The 14,690-nt window shown below is 73.3% G+C and carries 15 protein-coding genes; 6 read left to right on the top strand and 9 right to left on the bottom strand.

Going from position 1 to position 14,690, the window contains the following annotated elements; all coding sequences use genetic code 11:
• Positions 1-55: 55 nt before the first annotated feature.
• The 3 genes from ABT034_RS06495 (at position 56) to idi (ending at position 3,260) form a co-directional block, all read left to right on the top strand.
• Complete coding sequence (locus tag ABT034_RS06495; protein ID WP_351211873.1) at positions 56-997, top strand: cation diffusion facilitator family transporter; 942 nt, start codon at positions 56-58, stop codon at positions 995-997.
• A gap of 204 nt (positions 998-1,201) precedes the next feature.
• Complete coding sequence (locus ABT034_RS06490) at positions 1,202-2,488, top strand: bifunctional class I SAM-dependent methyltransferase/N-acetyltransferase (RefSeq protein WP_351211871.1); 1,287 nt, start codon at positions 1,202-1,204, stop codon at positions 2,486-2,488.
• A 151-nt stretch (positions 2,489-2,639) separates the two neighbouring features.
• On the top strand, positions 2,640-3,260 hold the full coding sequence (gene idi / locus ABT034_RS06485; RefSeq protein WP_351211869.1) for an isopentenyl-diphosphate Delta-isomerase: 621 nt from the start codon (positions 2,640-2,642) through the stop codon (positions 3,258-3,260).
• Here idi and ABT034_RS06480 read toward each other — a convergent pair.
• Both ABT034_RS06480 and ABT034_RS06475 read right to left on the bottom strand, forming a co-directional pair.
• The gene (locus ABT034_RS06480; protein WP_403597993.1) at positions 3,226-3,783 is read right to left on the bottom strand and encodes an ATP-binding protein; all 558 of its coding nucleotides are present in this window, start codon (positions 3,781-3,783) and stop codon (positions 3,226-3,228) included. The genes idi and ABT034_RS06480 overlap by 35 nt on opposite strands.
• Positions 3,784-3,877: 94 nt before the next feature.
• Complete coding sequence (locus tag ABT034_RS06475; protein ID WP_351211867.1) at positions 3,878-4,534, bottom strand: HdeD family acid-resistance protein; 657 nt, start codon at positions 4,532-4,534, stop codon at positions 3,878-3,880.
• A gap of 66 nt (positions 4,535-4,600) precedes the next feature.
• Here ABT034_RS06475 and ABT034_RS06470 point away from each other — a divergent pair, with 66 nt between their 5' ends.
• The gene (locus tag ABT034_RS06470) at positions 4,601-5,344 is read left to right on the top strand and encodes an enoyl-CoA hydratase/isomerase family protein (protein ID WP_351211865.1); all 744 of its coding nucleotides are present in this window, start codon (positions 4,601-4,603) and stop codon (positions 5,342-5,344) included.
• Positions 5,345-5,416: 72 nt separating this feature from the next.
• Here the strand turns inward: ABT034_RS06470 and ABT034_RS06465 are convergent, their stop codons facing one another.
• Both ABT034_RS06465 and ABT034_RS06460 read right to left on the bottom strand, forming a co-directional pair.
• Positions 5,417-6,061: a DJ-1/PfpI family protein gene (locus ABT034_RS06465; protein WP_351211863.1), complete on the bottom strand. Its 645-nt coding sequence runs from the start codon at positions 6,059-6,061 to the stop codon at positions 5,417-5,419.
• 11 nt (positions 6,062-6,072) lie between these two features.
• On the bottom strand, positions 6,073-7,053 hold the full coding sequence (locus ABT034_RS06460; protein ID WP_351211861.1) for a GlxA family transcriptional regulator: 981 nt from the start codon (positions 7,051-7,053) through the stop codon (positions 6,073-6,075).
• Positions 7,054-7,180: 127 nt separating this feature from the next.
• Here ABT034_RS06460 and ABT034_RS06455 point away from each other — a divergent pair, with 127 nt between their 5' ends.
• Positions 7,181-8,047, top strand: a complete 867-nt coding sequence (locus tag ABT034_RS06455) for an SCO6745 family protein (protein WP_351211859.1) — start codon at positions 7,181-7,183, stop codon at positions 8,045-8,047.
• 109 nt (positions 8,048-8,156) lie between these two features.
• Positions 8,157-10,667, top strand: coding sequence for a Tex family protein (locus ABT034_RS06450; protein ID WP_351211857.1), 2,511 nt, complete (start codon positions 8,157-8,159; stop codon positions 10,665-10,667).
• Between the two features lie 80 nt (positions 10,668-10,747).
• On the opposite strand, the gene ABT034_RS06445 is transcribed toward ABT034_RS06450, so the two are convergent.
• The 5 genes from ABT034_RS06445 to ABT034_RS06425 form a co-directional block, all read right to left on the bottom strand.
• Positions 10,748-11,149, bottom strand: a complete 402-nt coding sequence (locus ABT034_RS06445) for a hypothetical protein (RefSeq protein ID WP_351211855.1) — start codon at positions 11,147-11,149, stop codon at positions 10,748-10,750.
• The gene (locus tag ABT034_RS06440) at positions 11,146-11,868 is read right to left on the bottom strand and encodes a 2-phosphosulfolactate phosphatase (protein ID WP_351211853.1); all 723 of its coding nucleotides are present in this window, start codon (positions 11,866-11,868) and stop codon (positions 11,146-11,148) included. Before ABT034_RS06440 ends, ABT034_RS06445 begins: the two co-directional genes overlap by 4 nt.
• Before the next feature lie 127 nt (positions 11,869-11,995).
• Positions 11,996-13,633: an ABC-F family ATP-binding cassette domain-containing protein gene (locus ABT034_RS06435; RefSeq protein WP_351211851.1), complete on the bottom strand. Its 1,638-nt coding sequence runs from the start codon at positions 13,631-13,633 to the stop codon at positions 11,996-11,998.
• Entirely contained in the window at positions 13,633-14,184 is a 552-nt protein-coding gene (locus tag ABT034_RS06430; RefSeq protein ID WP_351211849.1) for a hypothetical protein, read from the bottom strand. The genes ABT034_RS06435 and ABT034_RS06430 overlap by 1 nt, the downstream gene beginning before the upstream one ends.
• Positions 14,185-14,361: 177 nt before the next feature.
• On the bottom strand, positions 14,362-14,664 hold the full coding sequence (locus tag ABT034_RS06425) for a hypothetical protein (protein ID WP_351211847.1): 303 nt from the start codon (positions 14,662-14,664) through the stop codon (positions 14,362-14,364).
• Positions 14,665-14,690 lie beyond the last annotated feature (26 nt).

Raw genomic sequence — 14,690 nt, 5'->3', positions numbered from 1 at the left:
CGTAGTTGACTTGCTGATCGGGGCACCTGCGACCACATGATCTGGAGGCCATTCCATGGGGGCTGGACACGACCACGGGCACAGTCACGGCGGCCCGCCGCCGACCGGTACCGCCGCGGCCGCGTACAAGAACAGGCTGCGGATCGCACTCGGCATCACGCTCTCCGTGATGGTGATCGAGATCATCGGTGGTGTGCTCTCCGACTCGCTCGCCCTGATCGCCGACGCGGCGCACATGGCGACCGACGCGGTCGGCCTCGCGATGGCACTGCTCGCGATCCACTTCGCCAACCGGCCGCCCTCGGGGAACCGCACCTTCGGGTTCGCGCGGGCCGAGATCCTGGCGGCGCTCGCGAACTGCCTGCTGCTGCTCGGCGTCGGCGGTTACGTGCTGTACGAGGCGATCCAGCGGTTCATCGAGCCGGCCGAGACCAAGGGCGGCCTGGCGATCGCGTTCGCGGTGGTCGGCCTGGTCGCCAACGTGATCTCGCTGTCGCTGCTCATGCGGGGCCAGAAGGAGAGCCTCAACGTGCGCGGGGCGTACCTGGAGGTGCTCGCGGACGCCCTGGGCTCGGTCACCGTGATCGTCGCGGCCGGCATCATCCTGGCCACGGGCTGGCAGTACGCCGACCCGATCGCCTCGATCGTGATCGGCCTGATGATCGTCCCGCGCACGGTCAAACTGCTGCGCGAGACCCTGGACGTGCTCCTGGAGGCGGCCCCCAAGGGTGTCGACATGGCGGAGGTACGGGCCCACATACTGGCCCTGCCGGGGGTCGAGGACGTGCACGACCTGCACGCCTGGACGATCACCTCGGGGATGCCCGTGCTCTCGGCGCACGTGGTCGTGGACCAGGGCGCGCTGGACTCCGTCGGCCACGAGAAGATGCTGCACTCCCTCCAGGGATGCCTGGGTTCGCACTTCGACGTGGAGCACTGCACCTTCCAGCTGGAGCCGGTCGGGCACGCGGAGCACGAGGCGAAGCTCTGCCTCTGAGCCCCGGACGCAGGCCCACCTGTTAGTCTTTTCGTACGAACGTGTGGTGAGAGGAGCTGAGGTTGATGACCGTCGCGATGGAGGCTGCCCGCAGCGGCAGCGCCCGGTCGTCCCTCAGCCTCCGGGTCTCCGGCTGACCTGATCCCGGTTCCCACCGGTTCGTCACGTCGTCGGCCGGGGCCCTCTCACCAAGGGTTTCCCACGTTGTCCGACAACGCACTGCACGACTCCTTCTTCGCCCTGCACCACGGTCTTCCGCGGCAGGGCCCCGGCTCCGACACCACGACCCGTCGGCTCCTCGCGCTCGCGGGGACGCTTCCGGAGCGCCCGCGCGTGCTCGACCTGGGCTGCGGCCCCGGCCGTTCCGCGCTGCTCCTGGCCGCGGAGGCGGGCGCCGACGTGACCGCCGTCGACACCCACGAGCCGTTCCTCGCGGAGCTGCGCGAGTCCGCCGCGGCCCGCGGGCTCGACGGCTCGGTCCGTAGCGACAGTTCGCCGATCCGTACCGGCGGCTCGGTCCGTACCCTCCGCGCGGACATGGGCGCGCTGCCGTTCCCCGACGGCTCCTTCGACCTGGTCTGGGCCGAGAGCTCGGTCTTCGTCCTCGGCTTCGACCGGGCGCTCGCCGAGTGGCGCCGGCTCCTCGCACCCGGAGGCACGCTGGTGCTCACCGAGTGCGTCTGGACCACCGGGGAGCCGGGCCCGGTGCCCCGCGCCTTCTGGGAGGAGCACTACCCGCTCCGCAGCATCACCGGGAACGCCGAGGCCGCGGTCAAAGCCGGTTACCGGGTCCTCGGGACCTTCACCCAGCCCGAGAGCGACTGGGACGAGTACTACGGCCCCCTGGCCGCGCGCGCCGAGGCGGCGGACACCACCGTGCCGGGCATGGCCGAGGCCGTGGCCGGGGCACGGGCCGAGATCACCCTGCGGAGTGAACACGGCTCCGACTACGGGTACGCCGGATTCGTCCTGCGGCCCGCCGACCCCCGCTGGCACACCCGTCCGGAGACCGCGGAGGACGCCCCGGCGGTCCGGCGGATCGTCGCCGAGGCCTTCGGGTCGGACGCGGAGGCCGAGCTGGTCGACGCGCTCCGGCGGGACCCCGGGGCCTGGCTACCGGGCCTGTCGTACGTGGCCGAGGCCACGGACGGCTCGGTCGCGGCGCACGCCCTGGTCACCCGCTGCCGGGTGGGCGACGCCCCCGCGGCGGCGCTCGCGCCGGTCTCGGTGGCTCCTGAGCACCAGCGGACGGGGGCCGGGCAGGCCGTCGTCCGGGCGGTGCTCGACGCGGCCCGGCTGCGGGGAGAGTCGCTCGTCCTCGTCCTGGGCCATCCGGAGTACTACCCGAGGTTCGGGTTCGCACGCGCGTCCGCGTACGGGATCAAGCCAGGTTTCGAGGTCCCTGACGAGGCGATGATGGCGCTCGTCCTGGACGACTCCGTGCCCGTTCCGCCGGGCACGATCGCCTATCCGGCGGCTTTCGGGGTCTAGCCTCCTCGCGCCGTCCCTCCGCTCCCGCCCACCGGTGGTACTCCGGTGCGGCGGGAGCGGCCGCGTCCGGCCGCCGAAGTACGGACAAGCCGGGTTTGTACGGCAGACTGAGGTGGCCCTACCGGGCCGAGGACCGATGCGAAGGATGGGTATGCCGACCACACCAGCCACCGCGGCTCAGATCTCGCCGGAGATCATGTCGAACGGTGTCCAGCCGTCCGGAGTCCCGGCGCCGATCATGCTCGAACTGGTCGACGAGGACGGGACGACGATCGGTACGGCCGAGAAGCTCGCCGCGCACGAGGCGCCCGGGCTGCTGCACCGCGCCTTCTCCGTCTTCCTCTTCGACGAGTCGGGCCGGCTGCTCCTCCAGCGCAGGGCGCTCGGCAAGTACCACTCCCCCGGCGTCTGGTCGAACACCTGCTGCGGCCACCCCTACCCGGGCGAGGCGCCGTTCACGGCGGCCGCCCGGCGGACCTTCGAGGAGCTGGGCGTCTCGCCCACGCTGCTCGCGGAGGCGGGCACCGTCCGCTACAACCACCCCGACCCGGCCTCGGGCCTGGTGGAGCAGGAGTTCAACCATCTCTTCGTCGGTCTCGTGCAGGCCGCGCCCCGGCCCGACCCGGAGGAGGTCGGGGACACGGTGTTCGTGACCGCCGCCGAGCTGGCCGAGCGCCACGCCGCCGCGCCGTTCTCCGCCTGGTTCATGACGGTGCTCGACGCGGCGCGTCCGGCCGTCAGGGAACTGACGGGTCCGTCCGGGGGCTGGTGACGACCGGCTGGTGGATCACTGCCTCCGGCCCCGGTGCCATCGGGGCCAGGGGCAGTGCCGCCCAGATGATCTTGCCGCCGCTCGCGGTGTGCTCGACGTCGCAGGCGCCGCCGGACTCCTGGGCGATCTCGCGGACCAGGAGCAGCCCGCGGCCGCCCGTCTGCCCGTAGTCCGCCACGAGAGCCTTGGGGCGGTACGGGTGGTTGTCCTCGACGGACACCCGGATCCACTCGGGGCCGATGGCCACCTCCACCGCTATCTCCGGCGACAGCAGCGCCGCGTGCCGCACGGCGTTGGTGACCAGCTCGGAGACGATCAGCAGCAGGCCGTCCATGATCTCCTCATGGACGGGCACGCCCTGGCGTACCAGCAGGTCGCGTACGGCGTGCCGGGCCTGCGGGACGGAGACGTCGACCGCGGCAGCGGTGAAGCGCCAGACTCCTTCGTAGGACGGTTGCCGGGCGGGGCCACCGCCGTGGGTCTCCACGGTCCGGTTCCCACCCTCGTGCTCGATTCTCGCCACGGATCGAGTCTTGGCAATGCGCGCGGGCGGACCGGCCTACTGACCAGAAGTCGACACTTATCGGCCGCTTTCCGATCGGTTGATTATGCCCATGTCAGTTGTTCGACTGATCGGTCGCGCTTTCTGACGGATCCGGGGCGGGGGCCGTGGCCGGTGTCACCATACTGACGATCCTCCGCCCGCCGACGCCGATCGCGATCAGGCCGAGTCCGTCGAAGAGCAGCGCGAGTGAGAAGAAGACCCCGAGGACGTACCGGCTGCTGTCCGGCCAGTCGAACAGGACGAGCAGACCGAGGAGCAGACCGAAGGCGCCCTGGAGGAGGGTCCAGCCGAACTGCGGCCCGCGCACCACCACGCTGCCGACCAGCCGGAAGACACCACCGGTCAGGAAGAGCAGGGCGGCGAACATCGTCAGTGCCTCCGCCGAGCCCTCCGGGTGGCGGATCACCACGAGACCGGCGGCGATGTTCAGGGCGGCCACCACCACGGCGAGCCAGAAGTAGCTGGTGCCCCGCGACTGGATGGCCTGGAGAAGGCCCACGGCACCGCCGATCAGCAGCAGCCAGCCGAAGAGCAGCATCGAGGTCAGGGTGGCGACGCCCGTGTAGACCAGGCCGACGACGCCGCCGACGACGAGCAGGACGCCGAGCACGGCCAGCCAGCTGAAGCTCCTGTTGAGCCGTTTCCCCTCGCGTGCCATCTCGCGGACCGGGTCCGGTGCCTCGTGCGGCTCGTGGGCGTCCTTGGCCATGCGGTGCCTCCTCGGGACGGCCCCTTCCTGATCGTACGTTCGGGTACGGCGGATAGCATCCGGCCCATGGAGCCGCAGCTGAAGGCCAGCGCCACGGACGGGATCGCCACCGTCGCCATCGCCAACCCCGCCAAGCGCAACGCGATGAGCGCGGCCATGTGGCGCGCCCTGCCCGGCGTCCTGGAGCGGCTCGCCGCCGACCCCGCGGTGCGGGTCCTGGTCCTGACGGGCGAGGGCGACACCTTCTGCGCCGGGGCGGACATCTCCGCGCTGCGCGAGCCCGGGGACGAACAGCAGGCGCTCGCGGTACGGGCCGAGGAGGCCCTCGCGGCCTTCCCCAAGCCGACCCTCGCCGCCGTCCGGGGCTTCTGCGTCGGGGGCGGCAGCCAGCTCGCCGCCGCGTGCGACCTGCGGTTCGCCGAGGAGGGGGCGCGTTTCGGGATCACCCCGTCGAAGCTCGGGATCGTCTACCCGTCCTCCTCGACCCGCAGGCTCGCCGCCCTCGTGGGCCCTTCGACCGCCAAGTACCTGCTGTTCTCCGGTGAGTTGATCGACGCCGAGCGGGCACTGCGGACCGGGTTCGTGGACGAGCTCCATCCCGTGGGCGAGCTGGACAAGCGGGTGGCCGAGTTCGCCCGGGTGCTGGCCTCGCGCTCGCTCCTGACGCAGGCGGCGGCCAAGGAGTTCGCGGACGGGCGCCTCGACCGGGACGCCCACTGGGCCGAGCAGGCACGCGGCAGCGGCGACACCGCGGAGGGTGTCGCCGCCTTCCTCGAGCGCCGCGCGCCCCGCTTCACGTACGGGCTCTGAGCCTCGGTACGGGCTCTGAGCCTCAGCTCACGTACGGCCTCCGCGGCTCAGCTCGCGTACGGGCTCCGGGCCTCAGCTCTCCCGCGCGAGCGACTCGACCGGCTGTCCGCGCCAGTGCGCGACGATCGCGGCCGGGGCCTTCTCCGGCGAGCCCGCGTCGTACGGGGGCTGCGGGTCGTACTCGGTGAGCAGCTGGATCGTCTGGGCGGCCTCGTCGCCCGCGATCCGGCCGATCAGGTGCAGGGCCATGTCGATGCCGGAGGAGACGCCGGCGGCCGTGACGTACTTGCCGTCGAAGACGACCCGCTCGCCGGTGGGTTCGGCGCCCAGCGCCTTGAGCTCCTCGTAGGCGAGCCAGTGGGTGGTGGCGCGGCGGCCGCTCAGCAGTCCGGCGGCGCCCAGGAGCAGCGATCCGGTGCAGACCGAGGTGGTCCAGGTGCTGGTCTCGTCCGCGGTCCGGAGCCAGGCCTGGATCTCCGGGTCGTTCATGGCCTGCCGGGAGTCGGGGCCGCCGGGTACGAGGACGATGTCCGGGTGCGGGACGTCGGCGAGGGACTTGTCGGCGACGAGCGCGAGGCTGCCCTGGTCGTTGCGGACGGGGCCGGTCTCCTTGGCGACGAAGACGGTCTCGGCTCCGGGCAGCCGGGCGAGCAGCTCGTACGGGCCGACGGCGTCGAGGGTGGTGAGGCCCTCGTAGAGCAGGACGGCGATCTGCATGGTGATCCTTTTCAGTCGACTCGGTGGACAGGTGCGTGGAAGCGGCGGCGGTACTCCGCCGGGGCGGTCCTCAGGGCCTTCAGGAAGGCGCGGCGCATCGCCTCCGAGGTGCCGTAGCCGGAGGCGCGTGCGACCTCCTCGACACCGCGCGAGGTCTCCTCCAGGAGCCGGCGGGCGTGTTCCAGCCGGACCCGGTCGACGTAGCGGCCGGGCGGGGTGCCGGTCTCCGCGTGGAAGGCGCGGGCGAAGTGACGGGGCGAGAGCCGGGCGCGGGCGGCGAGCGCGTCGACGGAGAGGTCCGACTCGGGGTGCTCGGTGATCCATTGCTGGAGGTCGCGGAGTGGCTCGCGGCGGGCGGTCTGGGCGGACAGCTGGGCGCTGAACTGGGCCTGGTTTCCGGGGCGGCGCAGGAAGACGACAAGGTGGCGGGCGACGGTGAGGGCCACGTCCCGGCCGAGGTCCTCCTCGACCAGGGCGAGCGCCAGGTCGATGCCGGCCGTGACCCCGGCGGAGGTGGAGAGCCGGCCGTCCCGTACGAAGATGGGGTCCGGGTCCACCTCGACCTCGGGGTAGCCGCGGGCGAGGTGGTCGCAGGTGGCCCAGTGGGTCGTCGCCCGGTGCCCGTCGAGGAGTCCGGCCTCGGCCAGGAGCAGCGCCCCGGTGCAGACGGAGACCAGGCGCCCGGCGGCCGGGGCGTGGGTGCGCAGCCAGTCGATCAGGGCGGGGGCGGGGTCGCGGGTGCCCTCGCCGCCGGGGACGACGAGCGTGTGCGGGGCGCCGCCGGCGACGGCTTCGGCGAGGGTCGTGTCGGGGAGCAGACGCAGGCCGCTGTGCGTACGGACCGGGCCGCCGTCCAGTGAGGCGGTGGTGAGCGTGTACGCGGACGGGTCCCCGGCGGCGCGGGCGGCACCGGCGAACACCTCGAAGGGGCCGGTGACGTCGAGGCTCTGGACGCCGTCGAAGAGGACGACGAGAACGGTTCGCTGCGTCATGCGCTCCATCCTTCGCGGGTCCCGCGGCGTCCGCAACGACGTGGAACCCACCTTTTCTGCCATCGGGGTGGTCGACTGCCTCGGCCTGCCTGTTCCCGTCGTACCGACCAGTCGGTAACATTCAGCCATGACGACCTCGCTCCCCCCGCGCGCCGGACGCCGCTGCCACAACGCCGTCAACACGACGCACACCACGCTCTACTTCTCGCCCGACCTCGACCGCGAGTTCGGTGCCCTCGGCATCACCGACGGCGCCGCGGCGCGGCTCGCCGCCCGCAGCGCCCCCCTCGGCGCCGTCGGCGCCGGCACCGTCGCCGCGACCTTCTACAACTACAACCACGAGCTGCTCGCCCAGCATCTGCCCGCCGTCTGGGAGGCCGCATCGCCCGTGGCCGTCCTCGACGCGCGGCTGCGCGCCGCCGACGCGACCCTGCGCCGGCTCCTCGGCAAGGAGACGCTCGCCTCCCCGGAGATGGCCGAGGCCGCCGAGCTGGCCCTGCGCGCCACCGAGGCCTGCACCCGGCACGCCCGGCCGCTCTACTCCGCCAACGCCGACCTGCCGGTGCCGGAGACCCCCCACCTCGCCTACTGGCACGCCGCGACCCTGCTGCGCGAGCACCGGGGCGACGGCCACCTCGCGGCCCTGCTCGCCCTCGGCCTCGACCCGATCGAGGCGGTCGTCTCGCACACCGCGACCGGCAGGGCCATGAGCCCGCGCTGGTTCCTCGGCAGCCGCGGCTGGCGGCGCGCGGACTGGGAGGCGGCGGCCGAGCGGCTGCGCGAGCGCGGCCTGCTCGACACCGACGGCGAGCTGACCGAGACCGGAATCCGGCTGCGTGAGGAGGTGGAGGAGATCACCGACCGGCTGGACTCCGCCCCGTACGAGCACCTCGGCGCGGCCGGCGTCGAGCGGCTCACCGAACTGGCCCGCGGCTTCGCCGTCTCGGCGGCCGGCGCGGGCGGTTTCCCGGCGGACCTGCTCGGCAAGGGCTGAGGCACGGGGTCCCGGCGCGCGCGTCATCGGGTCGGATGCCGCGTACGGGTGACCGACCCGGCACAATGCACTCGCAAGCTTGAGGCACGAGAAGGCGAGTCGGGACACCGTGACCACGTCCATCGAAGCAAGGATCGCCGAGGAACTCGGCGTACGCGAGCGACAGGTGAAGGCGGCCGTCGAGCTGCTCGACGGCGGTTCGACCGTGCCGTTCATCGCGCGCTACCGCAAGGAAGCGACGGAGATGCTCGACGACGCGCAGCTGCGCACCCTGGAGGAGCGGCTGCGCTATCTGCGCGAGCTGGAGGACCGCCGGAAGGCGGTCCTCGACTCGGTACGTGAGCAGGGCAAGCTGACGGAGGAGCTCGAGGCCCGGATCCGGGCCGCCGACACCAAGGCGCGCCTGGAGGACATCTACCTGCCCTTCAAGCCGAAGCGCCGGACCAAGGCCCAGATCGCACGGGAGGCCGGTCTCGAACCGCTGGCGGAGGGGCTGCTCACCGATCCGTCGGTGGAGCCGGCGTCCGCCGCCGCGGCCTTCGTGGACGCGGACAAGGGCGTCGCGGACGCCGCCGCGGCTCTGGAGGGCGCGCGCGCGATCCTCGCGGAGCGGTTCTCCGAGGACGCCGACCTCATCGGGGAGCTGCGCGAGCGCATGTGGGGCCGGGGCCGGCTGGTGGCGAAGGTGCGGGACGGGCAGGAGGAGGCGGGGTCGAAGTTCGCCGACTACTTCGACTTCGCCGAGCCGTTCACGGCGCTGCCCTCGCACCGGGTGCTCGCCATGCTGCGCGGCGAGAAGGAGGACGTGCTCAGCCTCGATCTGGAGCCGGAGGAGCCCGTCGAGGGACCTTCCTCGTACGAGGGGATCGTCGCGCACCGCTTCGGCGTGGCCGACCGGGGGCGCCCCGGGGACAAGTGGCTCCAGGACACCGTCCGCTGGGCCTGGCGGACCCGCATCCTGGTCCACCTCGGGATCGACCTGCGGCTGCGGCTGCGGACGGCCGCCGAGGACGAGGCGGTCCGGGTCTTCGCGGCGAACCTGCGCGATCTGCTGCTCGCCGCGCCGGCCGGTACCCGGGCGACGCTCGGCCTCGACCCCGGCTTCCGTACGGGGGTGAAGGTCGCCGTGGTCGACGCGACCGGCAAGGTCGTCGCCACCGACACGATCTACCCGCACGTGCCCGCCAACAAGTGGGACCAGGCGCTCGACAGGCTGGCGCGCCTCGCGAAGGAGCACGCGGTCGAGCTGGTCGCGATCGGCAACGGCACGGCCTCCCGCGAGACCGACAAGCTGGCGGCCGAACTCCTCGCCAAGCACCCCGAGTTGAAGCTGACCAAGGTGATGGTCTCGGAGGCGGGCGCCTCGGTCTACTCGGCCTCCGCGTTCGCCTCGCAGGAACTGCCCGGTCTCGACGTGTCGTTGCGCGGGGCCGTCTCCATCGCCCGGCGGCTCCAGGACCCGCTCGCGGAGCTGGTGAAGATCGACCCGAAGTCCATCGGCGTCGGCCAGTACCAGCACGATCTGGCCGAGGTGAAGCTCTCGCGCTCCCTCGACGCGGTCGTCGAGGACTGTGTGAACGGCGTCGGCGTCGACGTCAACACGGCGTCCACGCCGCTCCTTTCGCGGGTCTCGGGCATCAGCTCCGGTCTCGCGGAGAACATCGTCGCGCACCGGGACGCCAACGGCCCCTTCCGCTCCCGCCGGGCGCTCAAGGACGTGGCCAGGCTCGGCCCGAAGGCGTACGAGCAGTGCGCGGGCTTCCTGCGCATCCGGGACGGCGACGACCCGCTCGACTCCTCGTCGGTGCACCCCGAGGCGTACCCGGTGGTACGCCGGATGGTGAAGGCGACGGGCGGCGAGGTCGCGGCGCTCATCGGTGACACGGGCAGGCTGCGCTCGCTCCGGGCGGACGACTTCGTCGACGAGACCTTCGGTCTGCCGACGGTCACGGACATCCTGCGCGAGCTGGAGAAGCCGGGCCGTGACCCGCGTCCGGCGTTCAAGACGGCCACCTTCAAGGAGGGCGTGGAGAAGATCGGGGACCTGGAGCCCGGGATGGTCCTCGAAGGGGTCGTCACCAACGTGGCCGCCTTCGGGGCGTTCGTGGACATCGGTGTGCACCAGGACGGTCTCGTCCACGTGTCGGCGATGTCGAAGAACTTCGTCAAGGACCCGCGCGACGTGGTGAAGCCCGGCGACGTGGTCAAGGTGAAGGTCCAGGACGTGGACATCCCGCGCAAGCGGATCTCGCTGACGCTGCGGCTCGACGACCAGGCCGGCACCGAGACCACGGACGGAGCGCCCCGGCGCGAGCGGGGCGAGCGCTCCGGACGCCCGCCGCAGCAGCGGCAGGGCGGCGCCGGCGGCGGCCGGGGCGAGGGCGGGAACCAGGGCGGGCGGTCCGAGCGGGCCGGGCAGTCCGACCGCGGCGGCCGGGACAACCGGGGCGGCGGCGGTCAGGGCGACCGGAACGGCCGGGGTGGCCAGTCCGGCCGGGGCGGGCAGTCCGAGCGGGGCGGCCGGGACCGCGCCTCCGCTCCCGCGCCCGGGAACAGCGCGATGGCCGACGCCCTGCGCAAGGCAGGCCTGCTGGGCGAGGGCGGCGGCAAGCGCCGCTGACCGCGCATGCCGCACGAGGCCACAGCCCGATGGGCTGTGGCCTCGTCGTATGAGGAAGCTCCTCCGCGGCGCTCGCGGCGCTACGGCAGGAAGCGCATGGCCCAGTCGGCGCGGTTGGCGACGGACAGGTCGTCGTCCGCCGTGAGCGGCTGGAGGAGGGCGCGGGCCGTCTTCGGGTCCGCCTGGACCAGGTCGACGATCTCGGCGGCCAGGCCGTCCTGGTCGTCACCGAGGTCGACGGCGGAGGCACGGATCAGCGCGGGGAGGGCGTCCGGGCCGCCGACGGCGGCGAGGACACCGCCGAGGAGTTCACGGGCGTAGGCGTTCCGTTCGGTCAGGGCCCGGTCCAGCTCCGCCTGGAGGCGCGGCAGGAGACCGGCGTCGCCCGAGGCCGCGATCTCGTCGGCGAGGTCGATCGTCTCGTCGACGTCCGCGTCCAGATCGTCCAGCATCTCGGTCAGCCGGGTCAGTAGGTCGGTCATGGTGCCTCCTGGAAAGCGCCGTCCACGAGGACGGGGACGGCCGTCGAGCTGTCGACCTCCGCCGCCACGGCCACGTCCTGCGGAAAGCCGTACTCGTACAGTTCACGGCCCGAGTCACAGCCGTGCAAGGCGGCGACCGGGTCCTCGGTGGCCGACCACAGCGTGGCCGCCGCGGTCGCCTCCGGAGTCAGGGTGTGCGGGCCCACGAGCCCGGCGAGGACGGCGCCCGCGCCGAGCAGGTCCTCGAGCGCCGGGCGCAGCGAGCCGTCGGGCCACCGCTCGCCGGAGGCGATGACGGCGAGCGGGCGTCCGGCGGAGCCGTAGCCCCGGTCCGTGAGCCAGCGGGCGACGGCCGAGTGGTTGCGGAGGGAGGCGGCGACGACGGTGGTGTCGGCGGCCGCCGCCGCGATGGTGGAGCCGTTCGGCGAGGGCAGGACCAGGCGCGGCGGCATCGGGGCGGCGCGCAGGGCGGCTGCGGAGAGTGTCCACGGGTGCGTCGCCGTGGCCTCGCTCCGGCCGACGGCGAGGACGGCGTTCTGCTGTTGCGCGTACGCCTCGGCGGTCGCGTCCCGCCAGCGGTACGGGTACACGGCCGCGCCGCCCTCCACGGCGACGCCCACCGCCGTGGTGAAGGACAGCACGTCCACGACGACCACGCAGGCGGCCGAGGGGGCGAGGGCCCGCGCCGCGACGGGCCCCCAGCCGAAGGAGACCGTCATCGCGGGCCCCGGTCGGACGAGAGCGCCGCCGGAGCCGGGCCCCGGTCGTGCGAGACCGTCGCAGCCGTCACGCCCCGGCCGGACGCCACGGCCGTCTCCCTCGGGCCCCGGCCGTGCGGGACCGTCATCAGAGTTCGGTCACCTTGCCGGCGGCGACCTCGATGCGCCGGGTGGTGCGGACCGCGTCGAGCATCCGCCGGTCGTGGGTGACGAGCAGCAGAGTGCCGGTGTACGAGTCGAGCGCGGCCTCCAGCTGCTCGATGGCCGGCAGGTCCAGGTGGTTGGTCGGCTCGTCGAGGACGAGCAGGTTCACGCCCCGGCCCTGGAGCAACGCGAGCGCGGCCCTGGTCCGCTCACCCGGAGACAGGGTGGTGGCGGGCCGCATCACATGGACGGCCTTGAGACCGAACTTCGCGAGGAGGGTACGGACCTCGGCGGGCTCCGTGTCCGGCACGGCCGCGCAGAACGCCTCCAGGAGCGTCTCCGTACCGTGGAAGAGCTTGCGGGCCTGGTCGACCTCGCCGACGACGACGCCCGAGCCGAGGACCGCGTCACCCGCGTCGAGCGGCAGCCGGCCCAGGAGGGCGGCGAGCAGGGTCGACTTCCCGGCGCCATTGGCCCCGGTGACGGCGACCCGGTCGGCCCAGTCGATCTGGAGGGTGACGGGCCCGAAGGAGAAGTCGCCCCGGCGCACCTCGGCCTCGCGCAGGGTCGCGACGACCGAGCCGGAGCGCGGCGCCGCGGCGATCTCCATGCGCAGCTCCCACTCCTTGCGGGGCTCGTCGACGACGTCGAGGCGTTCGATCATGCGCTGCGTCTGGCGGGCCTTCGCGGCCTGCTTCTCGCTGGCCTCGCTGCGGGCGTTGCGTCCGAGCTTGTCGCCGTCGGTGGCCTTGCGGCGGGCGTTCTTGACGCCCTTGTCCATCCAGGACCGCTGCATGTGGCCGCGCGCTTCGAGGGCGGCCTTCTTGCCGGCGTACTCGTCGAACTCCTCGCGCGCGTGGCGCCTGGCGGTGTCCCGCTCCTCCAGGTACGCGTCGTAACCGCCGCCGTACAGGGTGATCTGCTGCTGGGCGAGGTCCAGCTCGAGGACCTTGGTGACGGTACGGGTGAGGAACTCGCGATCGTGGCTGATGACGACCGTCCCGGCCCGCAGCCCCTTCACGAACGCCTCCAGGCGCTCCAGGCCTTCGAGGTCCAGGTCGTTCGTGGGCTCGTCGAGCAGGAAGACGTCGTAGCGGGAGAGGAGGAGCGAGGCGAGTCCCGCGCGGGCGGCCTGGCCGCCGGAGAGCGAGGTCATCGGCTGGTCGAGGCCGACGGTGAGGCCGAGGGAGTCGGCGACCTCCTCGGCGCGCTCGTCGAGGTCGGCGCCGCCGAGGTTCAGCCAGCGGTCCAGCGTCTCGGCGTACGCGTCGTCGGCGCCGGGCGTGCCGTCGACGAGGCCCTGGGTGGCCTCGTCCATGGCCGTCTGGGCGGCGGCGACGCCGGTGCGCCGGGCGAGGAACTCACGGACGGTCTCCCCGGGGCGCCGCTCCGGCTCCTGCGGGAGGTGGCCGACGGCGGCGGTGGGCGGGGAGAGCCGGAGCTCGCCCTCCTCCGGGGCGTCGATCCCGGCGAGCAGCCGCAGCAGGGTCGACTTGCCGGCGCCGTTGACGCCGACGAGGCCGATCACGTCGCCGGGGGCGACGACGAGGTCGAGGCCGGCGAAGAGGGTGCGTTCGCCGTGGCCGGCGGCGAGGTCCTTGGCGACGAGGGTTGCAGTCATCAGGGAACGAATTCTAGGGCCTGTCCCGAACGGCGTGCGGAGGCGTCGAGGAGCCGGAGCAGTACGGCCCGGTAGACGGCGCCGTGGAAGCGGTACGGGCCGACGCCGGGGTACCCCTCGCGGACCGGGTCGGCGGCGGGGCCGGTCTGCCAGGCGAAATCGCGCCAAACGACGACCTCGCCGTGCTCGCCGTCGCGCTCGACGACGGCCGTGACGGCTCCGCAGCCGGGGTCCGCGCAGTCGGGGCAGGAGTAGATCACCTGGCGGCCGTCCGCGGGCGCGGGGACGGCTTCGGGGAGGCGCCCGGGCGCCGGCGCGGGGGCGGCGGCGAGCAGGCGGTGGATGTGCTCGGCGCGGAGGGTGGGCGGCAGGTCGGCCGCGAGGGGCGAGACCGCGTCGGTGCCGTCGGCCTCGTCGAGCCGGTGGAGGAGCGGTCTGCCGTCGACGACGAGGTCGACGTCGTCGGGCCGGGGGCGGGCGAAGCCGCACGGAAGGACACCGTCCGGGAGGACGGCGGGGGCGAGGTCGAGGGTGGTGTACGCGGCCGACATGACTACGAGCATTCCCCGGTCGGGGGCGCCGTTCCATGGCTGGGCCGTCCCGGAAATGTACCGGTCCCGGTACGGCCCGCCCCTGGGGAGCGCTGTGGGCGGCCCGGTCGTCGTCCGACGACCGCGGGGCGGGTGCCGGTCTCGCCGACCGGCCCCGCCCCGCTCACCTCGCTCCGACTACTTCCACAGCGGCGGCTTGCTGTTGTTGTCGGCGTCGGCGCACTGGCGGGCGCGTCGCTCGAGGGCGTCGGCACGGGCGATGGCCTTGCGGGCCTCCGCCGTGGCGCCGAGGCGCTTGAGCTGGGCGGCCCGGTCGCGCTCCTTGCGGGCGTCGGCCTTCAGCTTGTTGACGTTGCAGGTGATGGTGCCGGCGGCGGCGGGCTCCGCGGTCACCGTCTGGCCGAGCAGCACGCCTCCGGCGAGCAGCGTGGTGGCGAGCAGTGACGTCAGGGTGCGACGTGCGGTCTCCGTGTTACGCATGGTGGTTCTCCAACTTCCAGGCCGTG

The sequence above is a fragment of the Streptomyces sp. NPDC002773 genome (genome assembly GCF_040295605.1).
Classification (GTDB): domain Bacteria; phylum Actinomycetota; class Actinomycetes; order Streptomycetales; family Streptomycetaceae; genus Streptomyces.
The sequence above is the reverse complement of the archived record's forward strand: the minus strand, read 5'-3'. Positions and strand labels throughout refer to the sequence as shown.

What these genes read in the sequence shown, in the direction of transcription:
- ABT034_RS06460 (WP_351211861.1), bottom strand. Translation starts at nt 7,053, where the DNA reads ATGACGCAGCGAACCGTTCTCGTCGTCCTCTTCGACGGCGTCCAGAGC.
- ABT034_RS06470 (WP_351211865.1), top strand. Translation starts at nt 4,601, where the DNA reads ATGGAGCCGCAGCTGAAGGCCAGCGCCACGGACGGGATCGCCACCGTC.
- ABT034_RS06440 (WP_351211853.1), bottom strand. Translation starts at nt 11,868, where the DNA reads ATGACGGTCTCCTTCGGCTGGGGGCCCGTCGCGGCGCGGGCCCTCGCC.
- ABT034_RS06435 (WP_351211851.1), bottom strand. Translation starts at nt 13,633, where the DNA reads ATGACTGCAACCCTCGTCGCCAAGGACCTCGCCGCCGGCCACGGCGAA.
- ABT034_RS06430 (WP_351211849.1), bottom strand. Translation starts at nt 14,184, where the DNA reads ATGTCGGCCGCGTACACCACCCTCGACCTCGCCCCCGCCGTCCTCCCG.
- ABT034_RS06425 (WP_351211847.1), bottom strand. Translation starts at nt 14,664, where the DNA reads ATGCGTAACACGGAGACCGCACGTCGCACCCTGACGTCACTGCTCGCC.
- idi (WP_351211869.1), top strand. Translation starts at nt 2,640, where the DNA reads ATGCCGACCACACCAGCCACCGCGGCTCAGATCTCGCCGGAGATCATG.
- ABT034_RS06475 (WP_351211867.1), bottom strand. Translation starts at nt 4,534, where the DNA reads ATGGCCAAGGACGCCCACGAGCCGCACGAGGCACCGGACCCGGTCCGC.
- ABT034_RS06455 (WP_351211859.1), top strand. Translation starts at nt 7,181, where the DNA reads ATGACGACCTCGCTCCCCCCGCGCGCCGGACGCCGCTGCCACAACGCC.
- ABT034_RS06445 (WP_351211855.1), bottom strand. Translation starts at nt 11,149, where the DNA reads ATGACCGACCTACTGACCCGGCTGACCGAGATGCTGGACGATCTGGAC.
- ABT034_RS06465 (WP_351211863.1), bottom strand. Translation starts at nt 6,061, where the DNA reads ATGCAGATCGCCGTCCTGCTCTACGAGGGCCTCACCACCCTCGACGCC.
- ABT034_RS06495 (WP_351211873.1), top strand. Translation starts at nt 56, where the DNA reads ATGGGGGCTGGACACGACCACGGGCACAGTCACGGCGGCCCGCCGCCG.